At 69.3% G+C, this 14,847-nt stretch carries 15 protein-coding genes; 8 read left to right on the top strand and 7 right to left on the bottom strand.

Annotated features, from left to right (window positions below):
- Positions 1–17: 17 nt before the first annotated feature.
- Complete coding sequence (locus DEIMA_RS04655; RefSeq protein ID WP_013556077.1) at positions 18–776, bottom strand: SDR family NAD(P)-dependent oxidoreductase; 759 nt, start codon at positions 774–776, stop codon at positions 18–20.
- On the bottom strand, positions 773–2,095 hold the full coding sequence (locus tag DEIMA_RS04650; protein WP_013556076.1) for a family 1 glycosylhydrolase: 1,323 nt from the start codon (positions 2,093–2,095) through the stop codon (positions 773–775). The genes DEIMA_RS04655 and DEIMA_RS04650 overlap by 4 nt, the downstream gene beginning before the upstream one ends.
- 332 nt (positions 2,096–2,427) lie before the next feature.
- On the opposite strand from DEIMA_RS04650, the gene DEIMA_RS04645 reads away from it, so the two are divergent.
- The 3 genes from DEIMA_RS04645 to DEIMA_RS04635 all read left to right on the top strand — a co-directional run bounded on the left by DEIMA_RS04645 (position 2,428) and on the right by DEIMA_RS04635 (position 5,088).
- Positions 2,428–3,174: a hypothetical protein gene (locus DEIMA_RS04645; RefSeq protein ID WP_148234904.1), complete on the top strand. Its 747-nt coding sequence runs from the start codon at positions 2,428–2,430 to the stop codon at positions 3,172–3,174.
- A 151-nt stretch (positions 3,175–3,325) separates the two neighbouring features.
- On the top strand, positions 3,326–4,534 hold the full coding sequence (locus DEIMA_RS04640; protein WP_013556073.1) for a DUF4384 domain-containing protein: 1,209 nt from the start codon (positions 3,326–3,328) through the stop codon (positions 4,532–4,534).
- Between the two features lie 62 nt (positions 4,535–4,596).
- Complete coding sequence (locus DEIMA_RS04635; RefSeq protein WP_013556072.1) at positions 4,597–5,088, top strand: gluconokinase; 492 nt, start codon at positions 4,597–4,599, stop codon at positions 5,086–5,088.
- Here the strand turns inward: DEIMA_RS04635 and nspC are convergent.
- Complete coding sequence (gene nspC / locus DEIMA_RS04630; RefSeq protein WP_013556071.1) at positions 5,081–6,262, bottom strand: carboxynorspermidine decarboxylase; 1,182 nt, start codon at positions 6,260–6,262, stop codon at positions 5,081–5,083. The genes DEIMA_RS04635 and nspC overlap by 8 nt on opposite strands.
- A gap of 88 nt (positions 6,263–6,350) precedes the next feature.
- Here nspC and DEIMA_RS16795 point away from each other — a divergent pair, with 88 nt between their 5' ends.
- Positions 6,351–6,797 carry a MarR family winged helix-turn-helix transcriptional regulator gene (locus tag DEIMA_RS16795; protein WP_013556070.1) on the top strand — a complete coding sequence of 149 codons (447 nt, stop codon included), beginning with the start codon at positions 6,351–6,353 and terminating at the stop codon, positions 6,795–6,797.
- Positions 6,794–8,239 (top strand): MFS transporter, encoded by a 1,446-nt coding sequence (locus tag DEIMA_RS04620; RefSeq protein ID WP_013556069.1) that lies wholly within the window; start codon positions 6,794–6,796, stop codon positions 8,237–8,239. The genes DEIMA_RS16795 and DEIMA_RS04620 overlap by 4 nt, the downstream gene beginning before the upstream one ends.
- 55 nt (positions 8,240–8,294) lie before the next feature.
- Here DEIMA_RS04620 and DEIMA_RS04615 read toward each other — a convergent pair whose 3' ends face one another.
- Together DEIMA_RS04615 and DEIMA_RS04610 are read right to left on the bottom strand one after the other, a co-directional pair.
- The gene (locus DEIMA_RS04615) at positions 8,295–8,756 is read right to left on the bottom strand and encodes a hypothetical protein (protein WP_013556068.1); all 462 of its coding nucleotides are present in this window, start codon (positions 8,754–8,756) and stop codon (positions 8,295–8,297) included.
- Positions 8,757–8,983: 227 nt separating this feature from the next.
- Positions 8,984–10,201 (bottom strand): saccharopine dehydrogenase family protein, encoded by a 1,218-nt coding sequence (locus DEIMA_RS04610; RefSeq protein ID WP_013556067.1) that lies wholly within the window; start codon positions 10,199–10,201, stop codon positions 8,984–8,986.
- A 79-nt stretch (positions 10,202–10,280) separates the two neighbouring features.
- Here DEIMA_RS04610 and DEIMA_RS04605 point away from each other — a divergent pair, with 79 nt between their 5' ends.
- Positions 10,281–10,547 carry a hypothetical protein gene (locus tag DEIMA_RS04605; RefSeq protein WP_043816465.1) on the top strand — a complete coding sequence of 89 codons (267 nt, stop codon included), beginning with the start codon at positions 10,281–10,283 and terminating at the stop codon, positions 10,545–10,547.
- Between the two features lie 58 nt (positions 10,548–10,605).
- Here the strand turns inward: DEIMA_RS04605 and DEIMA_RS04600 are convergent, their stop codons facing one another.
- Complete coding sequence (locus DEIMA_RS04600) at positions 10,606–11,469, bottom strand: hypothetical protein (protein WP_043816463.1); 864 nt, start codon at positions 11,467–11,469, stop codon at positions 10,606–10,608.
- A gap of 229 nt (positions 11,470–11,698) precedes the next feature.
- Here DEIMA_RS04600 and aroA point away from each other — a divergent pair, with 229 nt between their 5' ends.
- Together aroA and DEIMA_RS04590 are read left to right on the top strand one after the other, a co-directional pair.
- Entirely contained in the window at positions 11,699–13,036 is a 1,338-nt protein-coding gene (gene aroA / locus DEIMA_RS04595; RefSeq protein WP_013556064.1) for a 3-phosphoshikimate 1-carboxyvinyltransferase, read from the top strand.
- Between the two features lie 54 nt (positions 13,037–13,090).
- On the top strand, positions 13,091–14,176 hold the full coding sequence (locus tag DEIMA_RS04590) for a PQQ-dependent sugar dehydrogenase (RefSeq protein ID WP_013556063.1): 1,086 nt from the start codon (positions 13,091–13,093) through the stop codon (positions 14,174–14,176).
- Positions 14,177–14,233: 57 nt separating this feature from the next.
- Here the strand turns inward: DEIMA_RS04590 and DEIMA_RS04585 are convergent, their stop codons facing one another.
- Positions 14,234–14,827, bottom strand: coding sequence for a hypothetical protein (locus DEIMA_RS04585; RefSeq protein WP_013556062.1), 594 nt, complete (start codon positions 14,825–14,827; stop codon positions 14,234–14,236).
- Positions 14,828–14,847 lie beyond the last annotated feature (20 nt).

The following is a 14,847-nucleotide window of genomic DNA, read 5'->3' as shown; positions in this document are numbered from 1 at the left end:
ACCCGGCGGAGAGCGGGCTACAGGATGTCGATGCGGCCGCCGTCCACCACGAGCGCGGCGCCCTGCACGAAGCGCGCCTCTGGTGACGCGAGGAACGCGATGGCGGCGGCGAGGTCCTCGGGTTCGCCGACGAGGCTGCGGTCGATCTTCTCGACGCCGCTTTTCACGTTGGGGTTGTCCCACAGCATCGGGGTGTTCACGGCGCCGGGCAGGACGGCGTTCACGCGGATGCCGCGCTGGCGGCCCTCGATGGCGGCGGAGCGCGTGAGGGACACCACGGCGGCTTTCGCGGCGGCGTACGGCGCGACGAGCGGGGACGTCTCGACCGCGTGGATGCTGGAGACGTTCACGATGCGCCCGCCGGACGGCATGGCCCGGAACGCCTCGCGGATGAAGAAGAACGTGCCGATGAGGTCCACGCCGAGCACGCGGCGCCAGTCGTCGCCGGTGAGGTCGGTAATGGCCTTGAAGGTCATGAGGCCGGCGTTGTTCACGACCACGTCGAGCGTGCCGAAGTGCTGGGTGGCCTGGGCGACGCAGGCCTGCACCTGCGCCTCGTCGGAGACGTCGCAGGGGAGGCCGAGCGCGTCGGCGGCGCCGTGGGCGCGCAGCTGCTCGGCCGCGGCCTGCGCCTGGTCGCCGTGCAGGTCCGCGATGACGACGCGCGCGCCTTCCTGCGCGAAGCGGGTGGCGGTGGCGAGGCCAATGCCGCTCGCGGCGCCCGTGACGATCACGACCTGATCTTGGAAGCGGTGCGGGGTGGCGGGGGTGGTCATGGCTGCTCTCCTTTGGCGGGTTCGGTGTTGGTGGGCGCGGCGCGGTACGCCTGCTCGCGCGCCTGGGCGCGCTGCGCGGCCTGCTGCCTCTGCGGGGCGGTCTGCTGGCTGGGCGGCGTGACCGGGAGGCCCAGCACGACGCTCTGCGTGGGCAGCACCGCCCGCCACTCCTGAATGAGCTGCTGGTACGCCTGCCCGACGGGGCGGATGGCGCGGTTCAGGTCGAACAGGCCGAGCGGGTTCACGCGGCCGTTGTTCTCGCGCAGGGCGGTGTCCCAGTCGACCTGGTCGGTGAGGGAGTACCACGTGAAGCCGACGATGGGCAGGCCGTCGTTGCGGACGCGCAGGACGTTCGCCCATTCCTTGCGGAGCCAGCGGACGGCCTCGTCGCCGCGTTCGCCCTGCGCGAAGTTCGTTTCGGTGTGCATGACGGGCAGGCCGTAGCGCGCATAGTACTGGTTCGTGATGACCGAGTACCCGTAGATCTCGCCGCTCGCCTCGGAGCTGCCGTCGGGGTGGACGAGGTGCTCGTTGGTGACGTAGTAGTCGTTGCCCATGATGCAGTGGTGCTTGAGCGTCTGGTCGAGGAAGAAGTGGTACTCGTCGCGGGTCATGCCGTTGTCGAGCAGGTACTCGTACATGTCGCTGCTGACGCGGTGCCCGTAGTTCAGGTCGAGGGACAGGAACCGCACGGCGTTCATGAGTTCCGCCGGGCCGATGGCCTGTGGGCCCTGCGCGTGGAAGTACTCGCTGCTTTCACTCTGCACGAAGATCGCGTCGGGCCGCACGGCGAGAATCTGCTGCATGGCGAGGACGTTGGCGCGCACGATGTACTTCAGGGCGGTCACGAACGCGCGGTCGCTGCTGAGCTGTTCGTTCCACCAGCCGTAACGGGCGCTGAACAGCGCGCAGATGTACATCTCGTTCACGGGCGTGTACAGCTGCACCCATGGGAAGCGTTCCGCGAACGCGCGGGCGTACCGCGCGAACTGCTCGGGGAAGTCCGGGTTCTGGAAGTTGCCGATCCAGTCGGGCACGCCGAAATGGCAGAGGTCCACGATGGGCGTGATGTCGAGCGCGCGGAGGCGCGCGAACGTCTCGTCCGCGAAGGACCAGTCGTACTGGTCCGGGCCGGTCCAGGTGGTGTGGATGGGCGGGCCGTAGCGGAGGTACTGCACGCCGAGCTGCGTGACGAGGTCGAAGTCCTGCTGCCAGCGGTCGTAGTGGCCGCATTTCGCCATTTCGTCCATGCGGACGCGGCCACCCTGGATGGTGGGGTAGGAGTTCTCGATGCCCGTGGCGAACATGAAGTAGATCATGGGACGCTCCTGTGGACGCAGGTCATGCGCGGCCCCCGCAGGGGTCGCCGTTCACGGTGGGGTCGGGGGGCGTGCGTGGTCCATCGGGGGTGCTGTCGCGCGTTTCGGGGGTCATTCGCGGTCCTCCTCAGTTTCACTTGAGCGGCGCGCGTATGGGTGCCGGGTGAAAATCAAGGAGTTTTCAGGGTTGCGTTCAGGTTCCGTTCAGGCCGCGTGGGAGGTGTTCGTCCGCGTGGCGTCGGGGTGCGCGTGTGTGCCGGGCACGGGCGTTCTCATGAAAAGCGGACGTTTCGCTGAACGTGCGCTCACGCACGCTGCGTAGCATGGGGCTCATGTTGATCCGTTCCCTGATGACCGCGACGCTTGCGGTGGGGCTCGCTGGCGTCGCCGGCGCGCAGAGTGGTTCCAGTGCCAACGCGGCGCTGGGCGTGGAAGTGAGCCGCGCGATTGGCGGTCGTCTCGTGACGTGCCCCGCGAAGTTGAACGTCACGGCGCAGGCCGTGTGCCTGTACGTCCCGGGAACGCTCGACGCGAACAAGGCCAAGGTGAAGGCGCGCTTGGGCGCGCGCGCCATCGGCGATTGGAAGACGAGCGGGAAGACCGCGAGCCTGGTGGTGCGTGAAGGCAACGTCGGGTCGTACGTGCTGCTGGCGCAGTTGGGTGCGTCCGAACTGCTGGTCATCGTGGACAGCCCGAAAGCCGCGCGTGGAGCGCTGTCGTCGCAGGTGAAGACGGCGCCCGCGACGACCCGCCCGGCCACGACGCCCACGAGCGCGGGCGCGACGTTCGTGAATGTCGCGGACCTGCGCGGCCTGGTCACGGCGACGCCGCAGACGGGCGGTGTGGTGCAGCTGACGCGCGCGGGCGGCCTGCTGATCGTCACGCCGGGCAGCACGAGCGCGCGGACCGCGTCGGGCGCAGTGACGCTCACGAGCGCCCCGTTCCAGGGGGGCGCCGGGCTGCTGCTGCCCGTGGACGCCCTGAAGCTGCTCGGGTGCACGGTGACGAACGCGACGGCCGGTACGGCGAACGTCACGTGCGGGAGCAGCAAGGCGACCGTGAAGCTCGCTGTTCGCTGACGCTGCGCTGAACTGAACGGCAGGTCGCTCCGTTGGGGCGGCCTGCCGTTCAGCCTGACAGTTCTCAGCAGCCACTCAGGGAGTCTTAGGGTGATCTTGACGCTCGCCGGGCGTTCAGGGGCGGGTCAGTTTGGGCCCCTACGGTGCGGTCATGAAACAGCTTCTGATCCTGTCGGCCCTTCTCGCGGGTGTGGCGTCAGCCGGCCCATCGAAGATCAGCGCGCAGAGCATCATCGTGAACCCCACCGAGCCGCCCCTGAGCGTGCAGGTGCGCGTGAACCGGGACCCGAGCGGGCAGGGCAACCCGAAGTACCGCATCGGCGAGGGCCTGACGGTCACGGTGAAGACGAACAGTGACGCGTACGTGTACCTGTTCGACGTGAACGCGGACGGACGCATCACGCTGATCAGCCCGAACAACTACGACGGCAGCAACTTCGTGCAGGCCGGGCAGGCGACGTCGTTCCCCGGCCCGAAGGCGCAGTACCAGTTCAACGTGAGTGGCCCGGCCGGGCAGGACAAGGTGCTGGCGCTGGCCAGCACCGAGAAGCTGAACCTGGGCGACCTCGCGCGCTTTGAGGACGACGCGGCGTTCGCGACGGTGAGTGCGCGCGGCCAGGACGAGCTGGCGCAGGCGCTGAGCATCGTGGTGAACCCGGTGCCGCAGGACGCGTGGGTAACGGACACGGCGTACTTCACGGTGGTCGGCGCCGCGCAGGCGCCCGCGCCGCAGCCCCAGCCGCAACCTCAACCGCAGCCGAAGCCGCAGCCCCAACCGGGCACGCCGGTCGCGGCGATTCAGCCGGGCGAGCGGGAGGACGGCAGCACGGACGCGGCCATCGCGGCGGCGTACGACCGTCTGCGCGGCGGGGAGTCGCTGGGCACGGCGACGACGTACGTGCAGCGCTGGGGGAACGGCGCGTGGCAGAAGTTCCGCGGCGTGGGCGCGTACGGGAACGGCGTGCTGCTGCACGCGGACGGCAGCAGCCGCGCGTACGCCGTGCACGGCGCCATCCTGAAACGCTACCTGGCGCTCGCGCAGGCGGAGAGCGGCGCGGCGCGGCCACCCAGCCGCCTCGGCTGGGCCGCCGGTGACGAGAAGGTCATTCCGCGCAACCGGTTCGGCACGAGCGGCCTGTACGGGTTCTTCCAGAGCGGCGCGCTGTACAGCACCGAGAAGTACGGGACGTTCTGGCTGACGGGCGCGCTCCTCAAGACGTACCAGGGGCTCGGCGGGAGCGGCAGCGTCCTGGGCTTCCCGAAGCGTGACCAGTACCTGCTGAACGGCGCGTGGGCGGCGGACTTCGAGGGTGGCACCATCCGGTACGTGAGCGGGCAGTACCGCGTGTACCGCAAGTAAACGAGTGGGCCTACCGGGCCGGGCGTGCCCCGGCCCGGCCCTTTTTGGGTACGCTGCGGGGCATGCAGGCGGCAGTGGTGATCATGGGCGTGAGCGGCAGCGGCAAGACGACCGTGGGCGAGGCGCTCGCGACGCGGCTGGGGTGGGTGTTCCTCGACGCGGACGATTTCCATACGCCCGCCGCGAAGGCGAAGATGGCGGCGGGCGAGGGCCTCACTGACGCGGACCGCGCGCCGTGGCTGGCGCGGCTGCGTGAGGCGCTGCAGACGCAGCCGGGCGGGGTGGTGCTGGCGTGCAGCGCCCTGCGCGCCGCGTACCGGGACGCGCTGCGCGCGCCGGGCGTGCACTTCGCGTACCTGCGGGTGCCGCGCGCGGTGCTGGAAGACCGCCTGCAGCACCGCACGCACTACGCGGGCGTGAGCCTACTGCCCAGCCAGCTGGACACGCTGGAGGAACCGGCCGGCGAGGCGGACACGGTTACGCTGGACGTGCAGCGCAGTGATGCGCCCGACCAGCTGGCCGGGCGCATCGCGGGGGCGTTCGCGCTCAGCTGAGCTTCGCCTTGAATTCCTCGTACCCGAAGCTCTTCACGTGCCGGTACTGGCCGTCTTTGGTCCAGATGCCGATGTCCGGGTGTTTCACGCCGTTGAAGAAGGTCGTTTTGACCATGGTGTAGTGGATCATGTCGTCGAAGATGACGCGGTCGCCGACCCGCAGTGGCGCGTCGAAGCTGTATTCGCCGACGACGTCGCCGCTGAGGCAGGTGGTGCCGCCCAGCAGGTACGTGTGGGCGCGCTCGCCGGGTTCCGAGGCGTTCAGGATGCCGGGGCGGTAGGGCATTTCGAGCACGTCGGGCATGTGGGCGCTGACGGACACGTCGAGGATGACGATGTCCTTTTCGTTGCGGACCACGTCGAGGACGCTGCTGATCAGCCAGCCGGTCTGCCAGCCGTAGGCGCTGCCGGGCTCCAGGATCACGTCGACGTCGTGGCGTTCGCGGAAGTCCTTCACGAGGCGGATCAGGCGTTCGATGTCGTAGCCTTCGCGGGTCATGAGGTGCCCGCCGCCGAAGTTGACCCACTTCATCTGCGGGAGGAACTCGCCGAAGTTCTGCTCGAAGACCTCAAGGACGCGTTCGAGGACGCTGCTGTCGTTTTCGCAGAGGGTGTGGAAGTGCAGGCCGTCCACGCCGTCGAGCAGGTCCGGGCGGAATTCGGCGCGGGTGACGCCGAGGCGGGAGTACGGCATGCTGGGGTTGTACAGGGCGGTGCCGACCTCGGCGTACTCGGGGTTCACGCGGATGCCCACGCCGATGTGGCGGCCCTGCGCGCGCGCGGCCATGACCTGGTCCTTGAAGCGCGCCCACTGCGAGAAGCTGTTGAAGGTGATGTGGTCCGCGAGGGCGAGCATGTCCGGGAACTCCGCGTCGCTGTAGGCGGGCGCGTATACGTGCACTTCCTTGCGCATTTCCTCGCGGGCCAGGATGGCTTCGTTGAGGCTGCTGGCGGTGGCGCCGTACACGTAGTCGCGGACGGTGTCGAAGGTGCTCCACATGGCGAAGCCTTTGAAGGCGACGATCATGCGGGCGCCGCTTTCGTCCTGGACGCGTTTGATGAGTTCGAGGTTGCGCAGCAGGCGGCGTTCGTCGAGGACGAAGGCGGGGCTGGGGAGGTCCTGCCAGGGGATCTGGTCGGTGGGGAGCACGGGGGTGAGGGCGGTGTCCGTCATGGGGGTCAGCTTAGCGTTCCGGGGGGTGAGGAACCGTCACCCTCGCCGAGTACTTTATATCTAAACAATATAGGTTTATACTATTTGCATGGACCTGAAGCCACCCGAAGTGCACCTGTGGCTGACCCTGGACCGCGTGTACACCATCCTGTCCAGACGCATCGCCGGAAAGCTCGCGGAGGTCGGCCTCACCTCCCCGCAGTACCGCGTCCTGCGCCTCCTCAGCGACCACGGCCCACTCAGCCCCAACACCCTCGCTGAACGCCTCGGCGTCACACCCGGCAACCTCACCGGCATCCTCGACCGCCTGGAAAGCGCCGGCCACCTCCACCGCACCCGCGAAGCAGGCGACCGCCGCAGCGTCCGCGTCCAGATCACCCCCCAGGGCACCGACCTGATGCGCGTCGCCGTCCCCGACGTCCGCGACCACGTCCGCACCCTGTTCAGCACCCTCACGCCCGAGGAACTCCAGCACACCCAGGCGCTGCTCGAACGCCTCGAACACCACCTCTCCCCCACCGAGGTCACCGCATGAACCTGCACGCCCGCTTCCCGTACAAATGGCTCGCGCTGAGCGTCACCAGCCTCGGCGCCCTCATGGCCAGCATGAACTCCGGCACGCTCATCATCGCGCTGCCCACCCTGCTGCGCGACCTGCACACCAGCCTGCTCAACCTCATCTGGATTCTGCTCGCCTACAACGTCACCCAGACCGTGTTCGTCCTGAACGTCGGCCGCCTCAGCGACATGTACGGCCGCAAACGCCTGTACGTCCTCGGGTTCGGCCTGTTCACCATCTCCTCGCTGCTCGCCGGCTTCACCGGCAACGTACCGCTGCTCATCGCGCTGCGCGCCCTGCAGGGCGTCGGCGGCGCCTTCATGATCGCCAACTCCAGCGCCATCGTCACCGACGCCTTCCCCCGCGAGGAACTCGGCCTCGCCATCGGCACCAACCAGATGATGGTCGCCGTCGGCGCCATCCTCGGCCCCATCATCGGCGGGTGGCTCACCTCCCTCGGCTGGCAGTGGGTGTTCTGGTTCAACGTCCCCCTCGGCCTGATCGGCACCCTCTGGGCCGCCTTCACGCTGCGCGACATGGCCCGCCGCGACGCCAAGGACCCACTCGACTGGTGGGGGAACCTCACCTACGCCGCCGGCTTCGCCCTGCTGATGATCGGCCTGTCCCAGGGCGGCATCCAGTCGTGGAGTGGCGTCGCACCGTACATCATCGTCGGCCTCGCAGGCCTCGCCGCGTTCGTCGCCATCGAACGGCGTGTGCGCGTCCCCATGCTCGACCTGCGCCTCTTCCGCGACGCCGCGTTCACCCTGAACAACTTCAGTGTGTTCCTGAACGCCGTCACGCGCATGGCCCTCACGTTCCTGTTCGTCTTCTACTTCCAGGGCGCCAAAGGCATTGACGCCGTCATCGCCGGCATCATGCTCGGCCCGGTCGCGGTCGGCCTGCTGCTCGCCTCCCCCATCGCCGGGCGCCTCGCGGACCGCATGAACCCCCTGCACCTCATCCGCGTCGGCCTGATCCTCACGACCGTCACGCTCGCCGGGCTCGCGTTCACGCTGAACCTCAACACCCCCTACTGGCTGCTCGCCGCGCTGATGTTCGTCAACGGCGTCGGCAACGGCCTGTTCAACTCCCCGAACAGCAGCCTGATCATGGGCGCCGTCGCCCCAGACCGCCGCGGCGTCGCCGCCGGGGTCCGCAGCCTCCTGATGAGCGTCGGCGGCGTCATCGCGATCATCTTCACGCTCAGCATCGTCGTCGCCAACGTGCCGCGCGACGTCATGCTGCAGGTGTTCAGCGGCCTCGCCACGCACCTGCCCGCCACGACCCTGCAACCGTTCATCAACGGCCTGCACGTCGCGTTCTGGCTGCTCGCGGCCCTCAGCGCCGTCGCCACGCTGCTCGCGTACATCGTGCCCGCCGCGCGGCGCATTCCCGCCACTTCCGCCACCGACTGAACACCCCACTCAGAGGAGGGGGACGCCCGCGGGCGTCCCCCTCCTCTGAGTGGGTTTAGTGCCCAACACCAAGCAGGTGCAGGACCGCGCGGACCAAGACCAGCCAGGTCGGGTACCGCGTGCCGTGCCCGCCGGTGCCTGAGCCGTTCAGGAACTCGTGGGCACGCCCGTGCCCTTCGTGCGCGCCGCCCTCCGCGCGCTCCAGGACGTGCTGCAGGCCACGCACGCCCCGGTCGCTGACGAGGTCGAAGGTGGTGCCGCCCCGGTACGCCCAGGCGCGGGCGAGCAGCCAGTGGGCGAGGGCGACGTGCGCCACGTACGACCCGAGGTACGCTTCGCGCCGGGCGCTGAAGGGCTCGCCGAGGGCCGGGGCGGGCACCTGGAAGGCCGAGTACGCGTCGAGCACGTCCTGATCGGCAATCTGACCGCGTTGCAGCTGGGTTTGCAGGGCGTTCAGGTGCGTTTCGAGGTCAGCGTACGCCTGAGCTCGGAGCTGCGCTGTGGGCGCAAGGCGCATTCAGGTCTGACATTCGGCCCCCGTTTTAGGGAGGGTCATCCCGAAGCAGATAAGAACCTGAGCCCGGACGTGCACCCCCAACGCCACAGCGGACGCTACACGGTGCGCCCCCTGGTCCTGCCGGGACGTCTTGAGGCGGTGCTCGCGCGGGGCCTGCCTTCGGGGTGCCGCTGGCGTTCCACAGAGCGCGGCGGGCACCCTGGTGCCCGCCGCGCCGCACGGTCCGCTCAGTCGCGGACGAGTTCGATGCCGTGCAGCTGATCCACGGGCAGGCCCCAGGTGTTCATCGCGTCGATGAAGGGGTCCGGGTCGAACTCCTCGACGTTGTACACGCCGGCCTTGAACCACGTCTTTTGCAGCATCAGCATCGCGCCGATCATGGCGGGCACGCCGGTGGTGTAGCTGACGCCCTGCGCCTGCACTTCCTTGTACGTTTCGGCGTGGTCGCAGACGTTGTACACGAAGTGCACGTTCGGCTGGCCGTCCTTGCCGACGCCTTTGGCCTGCACGCCGATGCACGTCTGCCCGGTGTAGTTCGCGGCGAGGCTCTCGGGGGCGGGCAGTACGGCCTTCAGGAACTCGATCGGCGCGATCTTCTGACCGCGGAAGTCGATGGGTTCGATGCTGGTCATGCCGATGCCTTCAAGGACGTTGAGGTGCTTGATGTAGCTCTCGCCGAACGTCATCCAGAAGCGCGCGCGCTTGATGGTCGGGAAGTTGACGACGAGGCTCTCGAGTTCCTCGTGGTACAGCACGAAGCTCTTGCGGGTCTGGACTTTGGGGTAGTAGATGTCCTGGCTGATTTCCAGCGGGGCCGTCTCGACCCACTGGCCGTTTTCCCAGTAGCGGCCGTTCGCGGTGATCTCGCGGATGTTAATTTCCGGGTTGAAGTTCGTGGCGAACGCCTTGCCGTGGTTGCCGTTGTTGCAGTCCACAATGTCGAGGTAGTGGATTTCGCTGAAGTGGTGTTTGGCGTGGTACGCGGTGAAGACGTTGGTGGCGCCCGGGTCGAAGCCGCAGCCCAGCAGGGCCATCAGGCCGGCCTGCTCGAAGCGTTCGCGGTACGCCCACTGCCAGGAGTACTCGAACTTCGCGACGTCGCGCGGTTCGTAGTTGGCGGTGTCGAGGTAGTGCACGCCCGCTTCGAGGCAGGCGTCCATGATGGTGAGGTCCTGGTACGGCAGGGCGACGTTGATGACGAGTTCCGGCTGGAATTCCTTGAACAGCGCGACGAGTTCCGGGACGTTGTCGGCGTCGACTGCGCGGGTCGTGAACACCGTCTTGCTGTCGGGCATGTGCTCTTTGATTTCGGCGACGATCTTGTCGCATTTGCTGACGGTGCGGCTGGCGAACAGCACTTCGGTGAAGACGCTGTCGTTCTGCGCGCATTTCTTGGCGACGACGTTGCCCACGCCGCCCGCGCCGATGATGATGACCTTGCTCATGGCGCGAATTCTACCCCAGGGGGCGTGCCGGGGCATCCCGCCCGCGCGGGGCGGGTAGCATGACGCGCGACTGGAGGGCATGGTGAGGACGTTCGTGGGGTTCCTGGTGGGGTTCGTGGCGTTGCTGCTGGTGTTCGTGGCGGCGTTCGCGCTGCAGGGGCGCGGGGCGCGGGAGTACGCGGCGCGCGTGGCGCGCGAGGCGACCGGGCCGGGCGCATGCCGGGAGGTGGCGCGCGGCGTGCAGTCGCCGCCGGACATGACGCGGTGCGAGGTGCGGCGCGAGGGGGGGACGCTGGTGGTCCAGTTGAGTCTGGAGAGTGGCCGGACGTACCTGGCTCGCCGCTGAGGCCCGACGTGCAGGAGGGAGGCGCCCATCCGGGCGCCTCCCTCCTGCGTGGGTGGGGTTACTTGCCGCCGGTGCCGATGCCGATGCCGATCCCGCCGCCCGTGCCGACCCCGATGCTGATGCCGGTGCCGCCGCTGGCGCTGCCGCCGGCGTTCCCACCCACGCCGATGTTCAGGCCGGCGTTGCCGCTGACGTTCCCGCTGGCGCCGCCTGTGGCCTCGCCGCTGGTGGTGCCGCCGGTGCTGCCGTTCCCGCTGGCGTTGCCGCCCAGCTGGACGGCGCCGGTGAGGACACTGGTGAGGCTGAGGGCACCGCGACCCTGCTCGACGGTGACGGTGCCGAGGTTGAGCGCGCCGGCGGCGGTGGCGCTGAGGGCGCTGTCGAGCTGGAGGCGCTGGGCGACGCTCGCGCCGCCTTCGATGGTGGCGGTCGTGGCGCTGCGCAGGTCGCCCATGACAGTGAGGGTGCCGTTCGCGGCGACGCGCGCGACAGCCTGCCCGGACGCGTTCGTGAAGGTGACGGTGCGGCCGGCGAGCAGGCGGGCGTTCTGCATGGCGGTAACGCTGGCCTGCGCGGCGGCGCTCACGCTGGCGCGGGCCTGGCCGGTGCTGACCATGACGGTGTCGAGGGTGAGCTGCGCGCCGCTGCGGAGCTGCCCGTCGAGGGCGTAGACGCTGCGCAGGCCGCTCTGGGTGGTGACCTGCACCTGGGTGGCGGTGTTCACGGCGCCGCGGGCGACGAGCTGGCCGGCGCGGTTGAATTCGCCGACGACGCGGCCGCGCGCGTCGAGGAGCACGGCGGTCTGGATGGTGGCGTTCGCCTGGGCGCTGGCCTGGGCAGTGCCGGTGGCGGTGGTGTTCTGGGCGTACGCGCCGGTGGTGAGGGTGAGGGCCGTGGTGAGGATCAGGAAGGTGCGCATCATGAGACTCCTTGGGAGCGGAAAGGAAGTAGGGATGGGTGGTGCAGCGTGGTGCTGGACCACTCAGTGATATGCAGGGCAGGTGAGAGCGGATGACCAGAAAACCTTCACGCGGCCTTAATCTGTGCCATAAGGAACAGTCATTTGCGATTTTTTTGCGTCCGTTTTGAGCGGTGAAGGCTGGCCTAGGCACGTGGACGTGTGCCGAACGCGGCAGCGCTACAGTGCGCGCATGAGCGGCCTGCCGAGCGTCCACGCTTCCCTTCCGGCCCGGTTCGACGTGACGGTGCACCCGGTGGCCGCCCTGCGCGGCACCCTCCACGCGCAACCCAGCAAGAACTACACCACCCGCTACCTGCTCGCCGCGGCGCTGGCCGAAGGCCCCACGCGCGTGCACGGCGTGGCCACCAGCGAGGACGCCGAAGCGCTGCTGCGTTGCCTGCGCGACTGGGGCGCCCACATCGCCCTGGACGGCGAGGACGCCCTCGTAACCGGGTTCGGCGCTCACCCGCGCCCCGGCGTAACGCTCAACCCCGGCAACGCGGGCGCCGTCGCGCGGTTCCTGATGGCCGTGGCGCTGCTCACCCAGAGCACCACCCTCGTCACCGACTACGCCGAATCGCTCGGGAAGCGCCCGCAAGGAGACCTGCTGGAGGCCCTGCACGCGCTGGGCGCCACCGTCACGAGCACCGAGGGTCGCCTGCCGGTCACGGTCAGCGGCCCGGTCGTGGGCGGACCGGTGCAGGTCAGCGCGGAGCGGTCCAGTCAGTACGCCTCCGGCCTGATGTTCGCGGCGCCACTGCTCCCGAACGGGCTGGACCTGCACCTCACCGGTGACGTCAAGAGCCACGCGCCGCTCCGGCAGACGCTGCAGACCCTGCGCACGTTCGGCGTGACGTTCACGGCGAGCGCAGACCTCACGCGCGTCACCATTCCCGGCGGGCAGACGTACCGCGCACCCGGCGGCGCCGTGCGCGTGCCCGGCGACTACCCGGGCAGCGCCGCAATCCTGGCGGCGGCCGCCGTCCGCCCCGGTGAGGTGCGCGTCCTGAACCTCCTCGCGGACGACCTGCAGGGGGAACGCGCCGCCGTGGACGTCCTGCGGGACATGGGCGCGCAGGTGTGGCGCGACGGCGACAGCGTGGTCGTGCAGGGCGGCGCCCCGCTGCGCGCCCTCACCCGCGATGGGGACGCGTTCACGGACGCCGTGCAGGCCCTCACGGCCGCCGCGGCGAGCGCGCAGGGCGTGACCACCTGGGAGAACGTGGCGACACTGCGCCTCAAGGAGTGCGACCGCATCAGCGACACCCGCGCCGCTCTGGCCAGCATCGGCGTGCACGCCACCGAAACGCACGACAGCCTGAGCGTAACGGGCGCGGCGCACATTCCGGGCGGCGTGATCGTGGACGGGTACGGCGATCACCGCATGATCATGATGCTGACCCTGCTGGGCCTGCGCGCGGACGCGCCCATCACGGTCACAGGTGCGCACCACGTCCGCAAGAGCTACCCGGGGTTCTTCGCGCACCTGGAGGCGCTCGGCGCGACCTTCGAATACCACGCGCGCTGAGCGCCTTCATGCGCTTGCGGGGCGGGCCTCACGGGCGCGCCGTCCAATAGGAACATGCGCAAAGTCTTTCTGCTGCTGGGTCTGGCCGCCGCGTCCGCTGCGGGCGCGCAGGGCGTCGCGGGCAACCTGAAGGTCCCGGACGGCTTCCGGGTGACGACGTACGCCACGGGGTTCCGCGCGCCGCGCCTGCTGGCGGTCGCGCCGAACGGCGACGTGTTCGTGAGCGACATGGGCGCCGGGCGGGTGTACGTCCTGCCGGACCGCAACCGCGACGGCAAACCGGACAGCCAGACGGTGTACGCGTCCGGGCTGCGGCAACCGCACGGCCTAGCGTTCCACAACGGGTACCTGTACGTCGCGAACACCGACGCAGTCGTGCGCTACCGCTACAAAACCGGCGACACCAAGGCGAGCGGGGCGGCGGAGAAGGTCGTGGACCTGCCGAGCGGCGGCGGGCACAGCACCCGCACAGTCGTGTTCGGCCCGGACGGGCGCATGTACGTGTCGGCGGGCAGCAGCTGCAACGTGTGCGAGGAGAGCGACCCGAAACGCGCGGCCGTGTGGGTGTACGACGCGGACGGCAAGAATGGCCGCGCGTACGCCACCGGCCTGCGCAACGCCGTGGGCCTGGAGTGGTTCGGTGGGACGCTGTACGCCACCAACAACGGCCGCGACCAGCTGGGGGACAACATCCCGCCGGAAGGGTTCTACAAGCTCAAGGCGGGCGGGAATTACGGCTGGCCGTACTGCTACACCCTGAACGGCCAGCAGGTCTTCGACAAGGACTTCGGGCGGAAGGACGCGTCGGCGTGCACGAACGCGACGCCGGCGTTCGCGACCGTCACGGCGCACAGCGCGCCGCTCGGGCTGGCGTTCTACACCGGCACGGCGTTCCCGGCGGCGTACCGCAACCAGATGTTCGTGGCGCTGCACGGCTCGTGGAACCGCAGTCAGAAGAGCGGCTACAAGGTCGTGATGGTGGACCCGCAGAGCGGGCGCGTGCAGGACTTCCTGACGGGCTTCCTGAACGGGCAGGACGTGCGGGGCCGCCCGGTGGACCTCGCGGTCACGCCGGACGGCGCGCTGCTGCTCACGGACGACGGGAACGGCGCGATCTACCGCATCGCGGCGGGCCGGTAACGCGCGGCGAGGGGCGAGGGGCGGCGAAGCTGAGCTTCGCCGCCCCTCTGCGGACGCTTACTTCTTCTGAAGGACGGTGATGTACGCCTTGAGGGCGTCGGCGGTGCGGCCGTTCTTGAACGGGTTGAACGCGCCGCCGTTCGCGCCGAACGGGCCCCCGCGCGCGCCGCCCTGCGCCGAGCCGTTTTGCCCCTGCGGGCGGCCCTGGCCCTGCGCGCCCCCCGGCCCGAAGCGGTTCTGGCCGGTCTGCCCCTGCGTCATGCGGGCGCGGCGTTCCTGTTCGCGCTTGAGCTGCAGGCTGTCGATGGCGGTGAGCTGCTTGTCGGTGAGGATCTTGTCCTCGATCTGCGTGAGGTACTTCGTGGCATCCGCGCCCTTGATGCTGCTGGCCTTCTGGAGGGTCTGCAGGATCGGCAGGAGCTGCTTGGCCTGCGCCTTGCTGACCGCCTGCCCTTTGACCTTCTCGAGTTCGGGCAGCAGCGCGACCGTCTGAGCGAGGTCCATGATCGGCTGAAACTGCGCCATGCGCGCGCGCATGTCCGGTGTCATAGTGCGCGCCCCGGCGCCCGTGGAGGGGGAGCCGGTGGATTGGGCACTGGCGGTGGCGAGGACAGCGGCGACGGTCAGGATCAGGGGGGTGCTGGGGTTCATGGGTGGACTCCTGGGGGTGA

Origin of the sequence: Deinococcus maricopensis DSM 21211 (genome assembly GCF_000186385.1) — a bacterium.
Lineage (GTDB): Bacteria > Deinococcota > Deinococci > Deinococcales > Deinococcaceae > Deinococcus_B > Deinococcus_B maricopensis.
This window is presented reverse-complemented; position numbering and strand designations above follow the sequence as displayed.

Coding starts and splice junctions, on each gene's coding strand:
- DEIMA_RS04640 (WP_013556073.1), top strand. CDS start 3,326: ATGAAACAGCTTCTGATCCTGTCGGCCCTTCTCGCGGGTGTGGCGTCA.
- DEIMA_RS04590 (WP_013556063.1), top strand. CDS start 13,091: ATGCGCAAAGTCTTTCTGCTGCTGGGTCTGGCCGCCGCGTCCGCTGCG.
- DEIMA_RS04610 (WP_013556067.1), bottom strand. CDS start 10,201: ATGAGCAAGGTCATCATCATCGGCGCGGGCGGCGTGGGCAACGTCGTC.
- DEIMA_RS04635 (WP_013556072.1), top strand. CDS start 4,597: ATGCAGGCGGCAGTGGTGATCATGGGCGTGAGCGGCAGCGGCAAGACG.
- DEIMA_RS04645 (WP_148234904.1), top strand. CDS start 2,428: ATGTTGATCCGTTCCCTGATGACCGCGACGCTTGCGGTGGGGCTCGCT.
- DEIMA_RS04650 (WP_013556076.1), bottom strand. CDS start 2,095: ATGATCTACTTCATGTTCGCCACGGGCATCGAGAACTCCTACCCCACC.
- aroA (WP_013556064.1), top strand. CDS start 11,699: ATGAGCGGCCTGCCGAGCGTCCACGCTTCCCTTCCGGCCCGGTTCGAC.
- DEIMA_RS04600 (WP_043816463.1), bottom strand. CDS start 11,469: ATGATGCGCACCTTCCTGATCCTCACCACGGCCCTCACCCTCACCACC.
- DEIMA_RS04615 (WP_013556068.1), bottom strand. CDS start 8,756: ATGCGCCTTGCGCCCACAGCGCAGCTCCGAGCTCAGGCGTACGCTGAC.
- DEIMA_RS04605 (WP_043816465.1), top strand. CDS start 10,281: ATGGTGAGGACGTTCGTGGGGTTCCTGGTGGGGTTCGTGGCGTTGCTG.
- nspC (WP_013556071.1), bottom strand. CDS start 6,262: ATGACGGACACCGCCCTCACCCCCGTGCTCCCCACCGACCAGATCCCC.
- DEIMA_RS16795 (WP_013556070.1), top strand. CDS start 6,351: ATGGACCTGAAGCCACCCGAAGTGCACCTGTGGCTGACCCTGGACCGC.
- DEIMA_RS04585 (WP_013556062.1), bottom strand. CDS start 14,827: ATGAACCCCAGCACCCCCCTGATCCTGACCGTCGCCGCTGTCCTCGCC.
- DEIMA_RS04655 (WP_013556077.1), bottom strand. CDS start 776: ATGACCACCCCCGCCACCCCGCACCGCTTCCAAGATCAGGTCGTGATC.
- DEIMA_RS04620 (WP_013556069.1), top strand. CDS start 6,794: ATGAACCTGCACGCCCGCTTCCCGTACAAATGGCTCGCGCTGAGCGTC.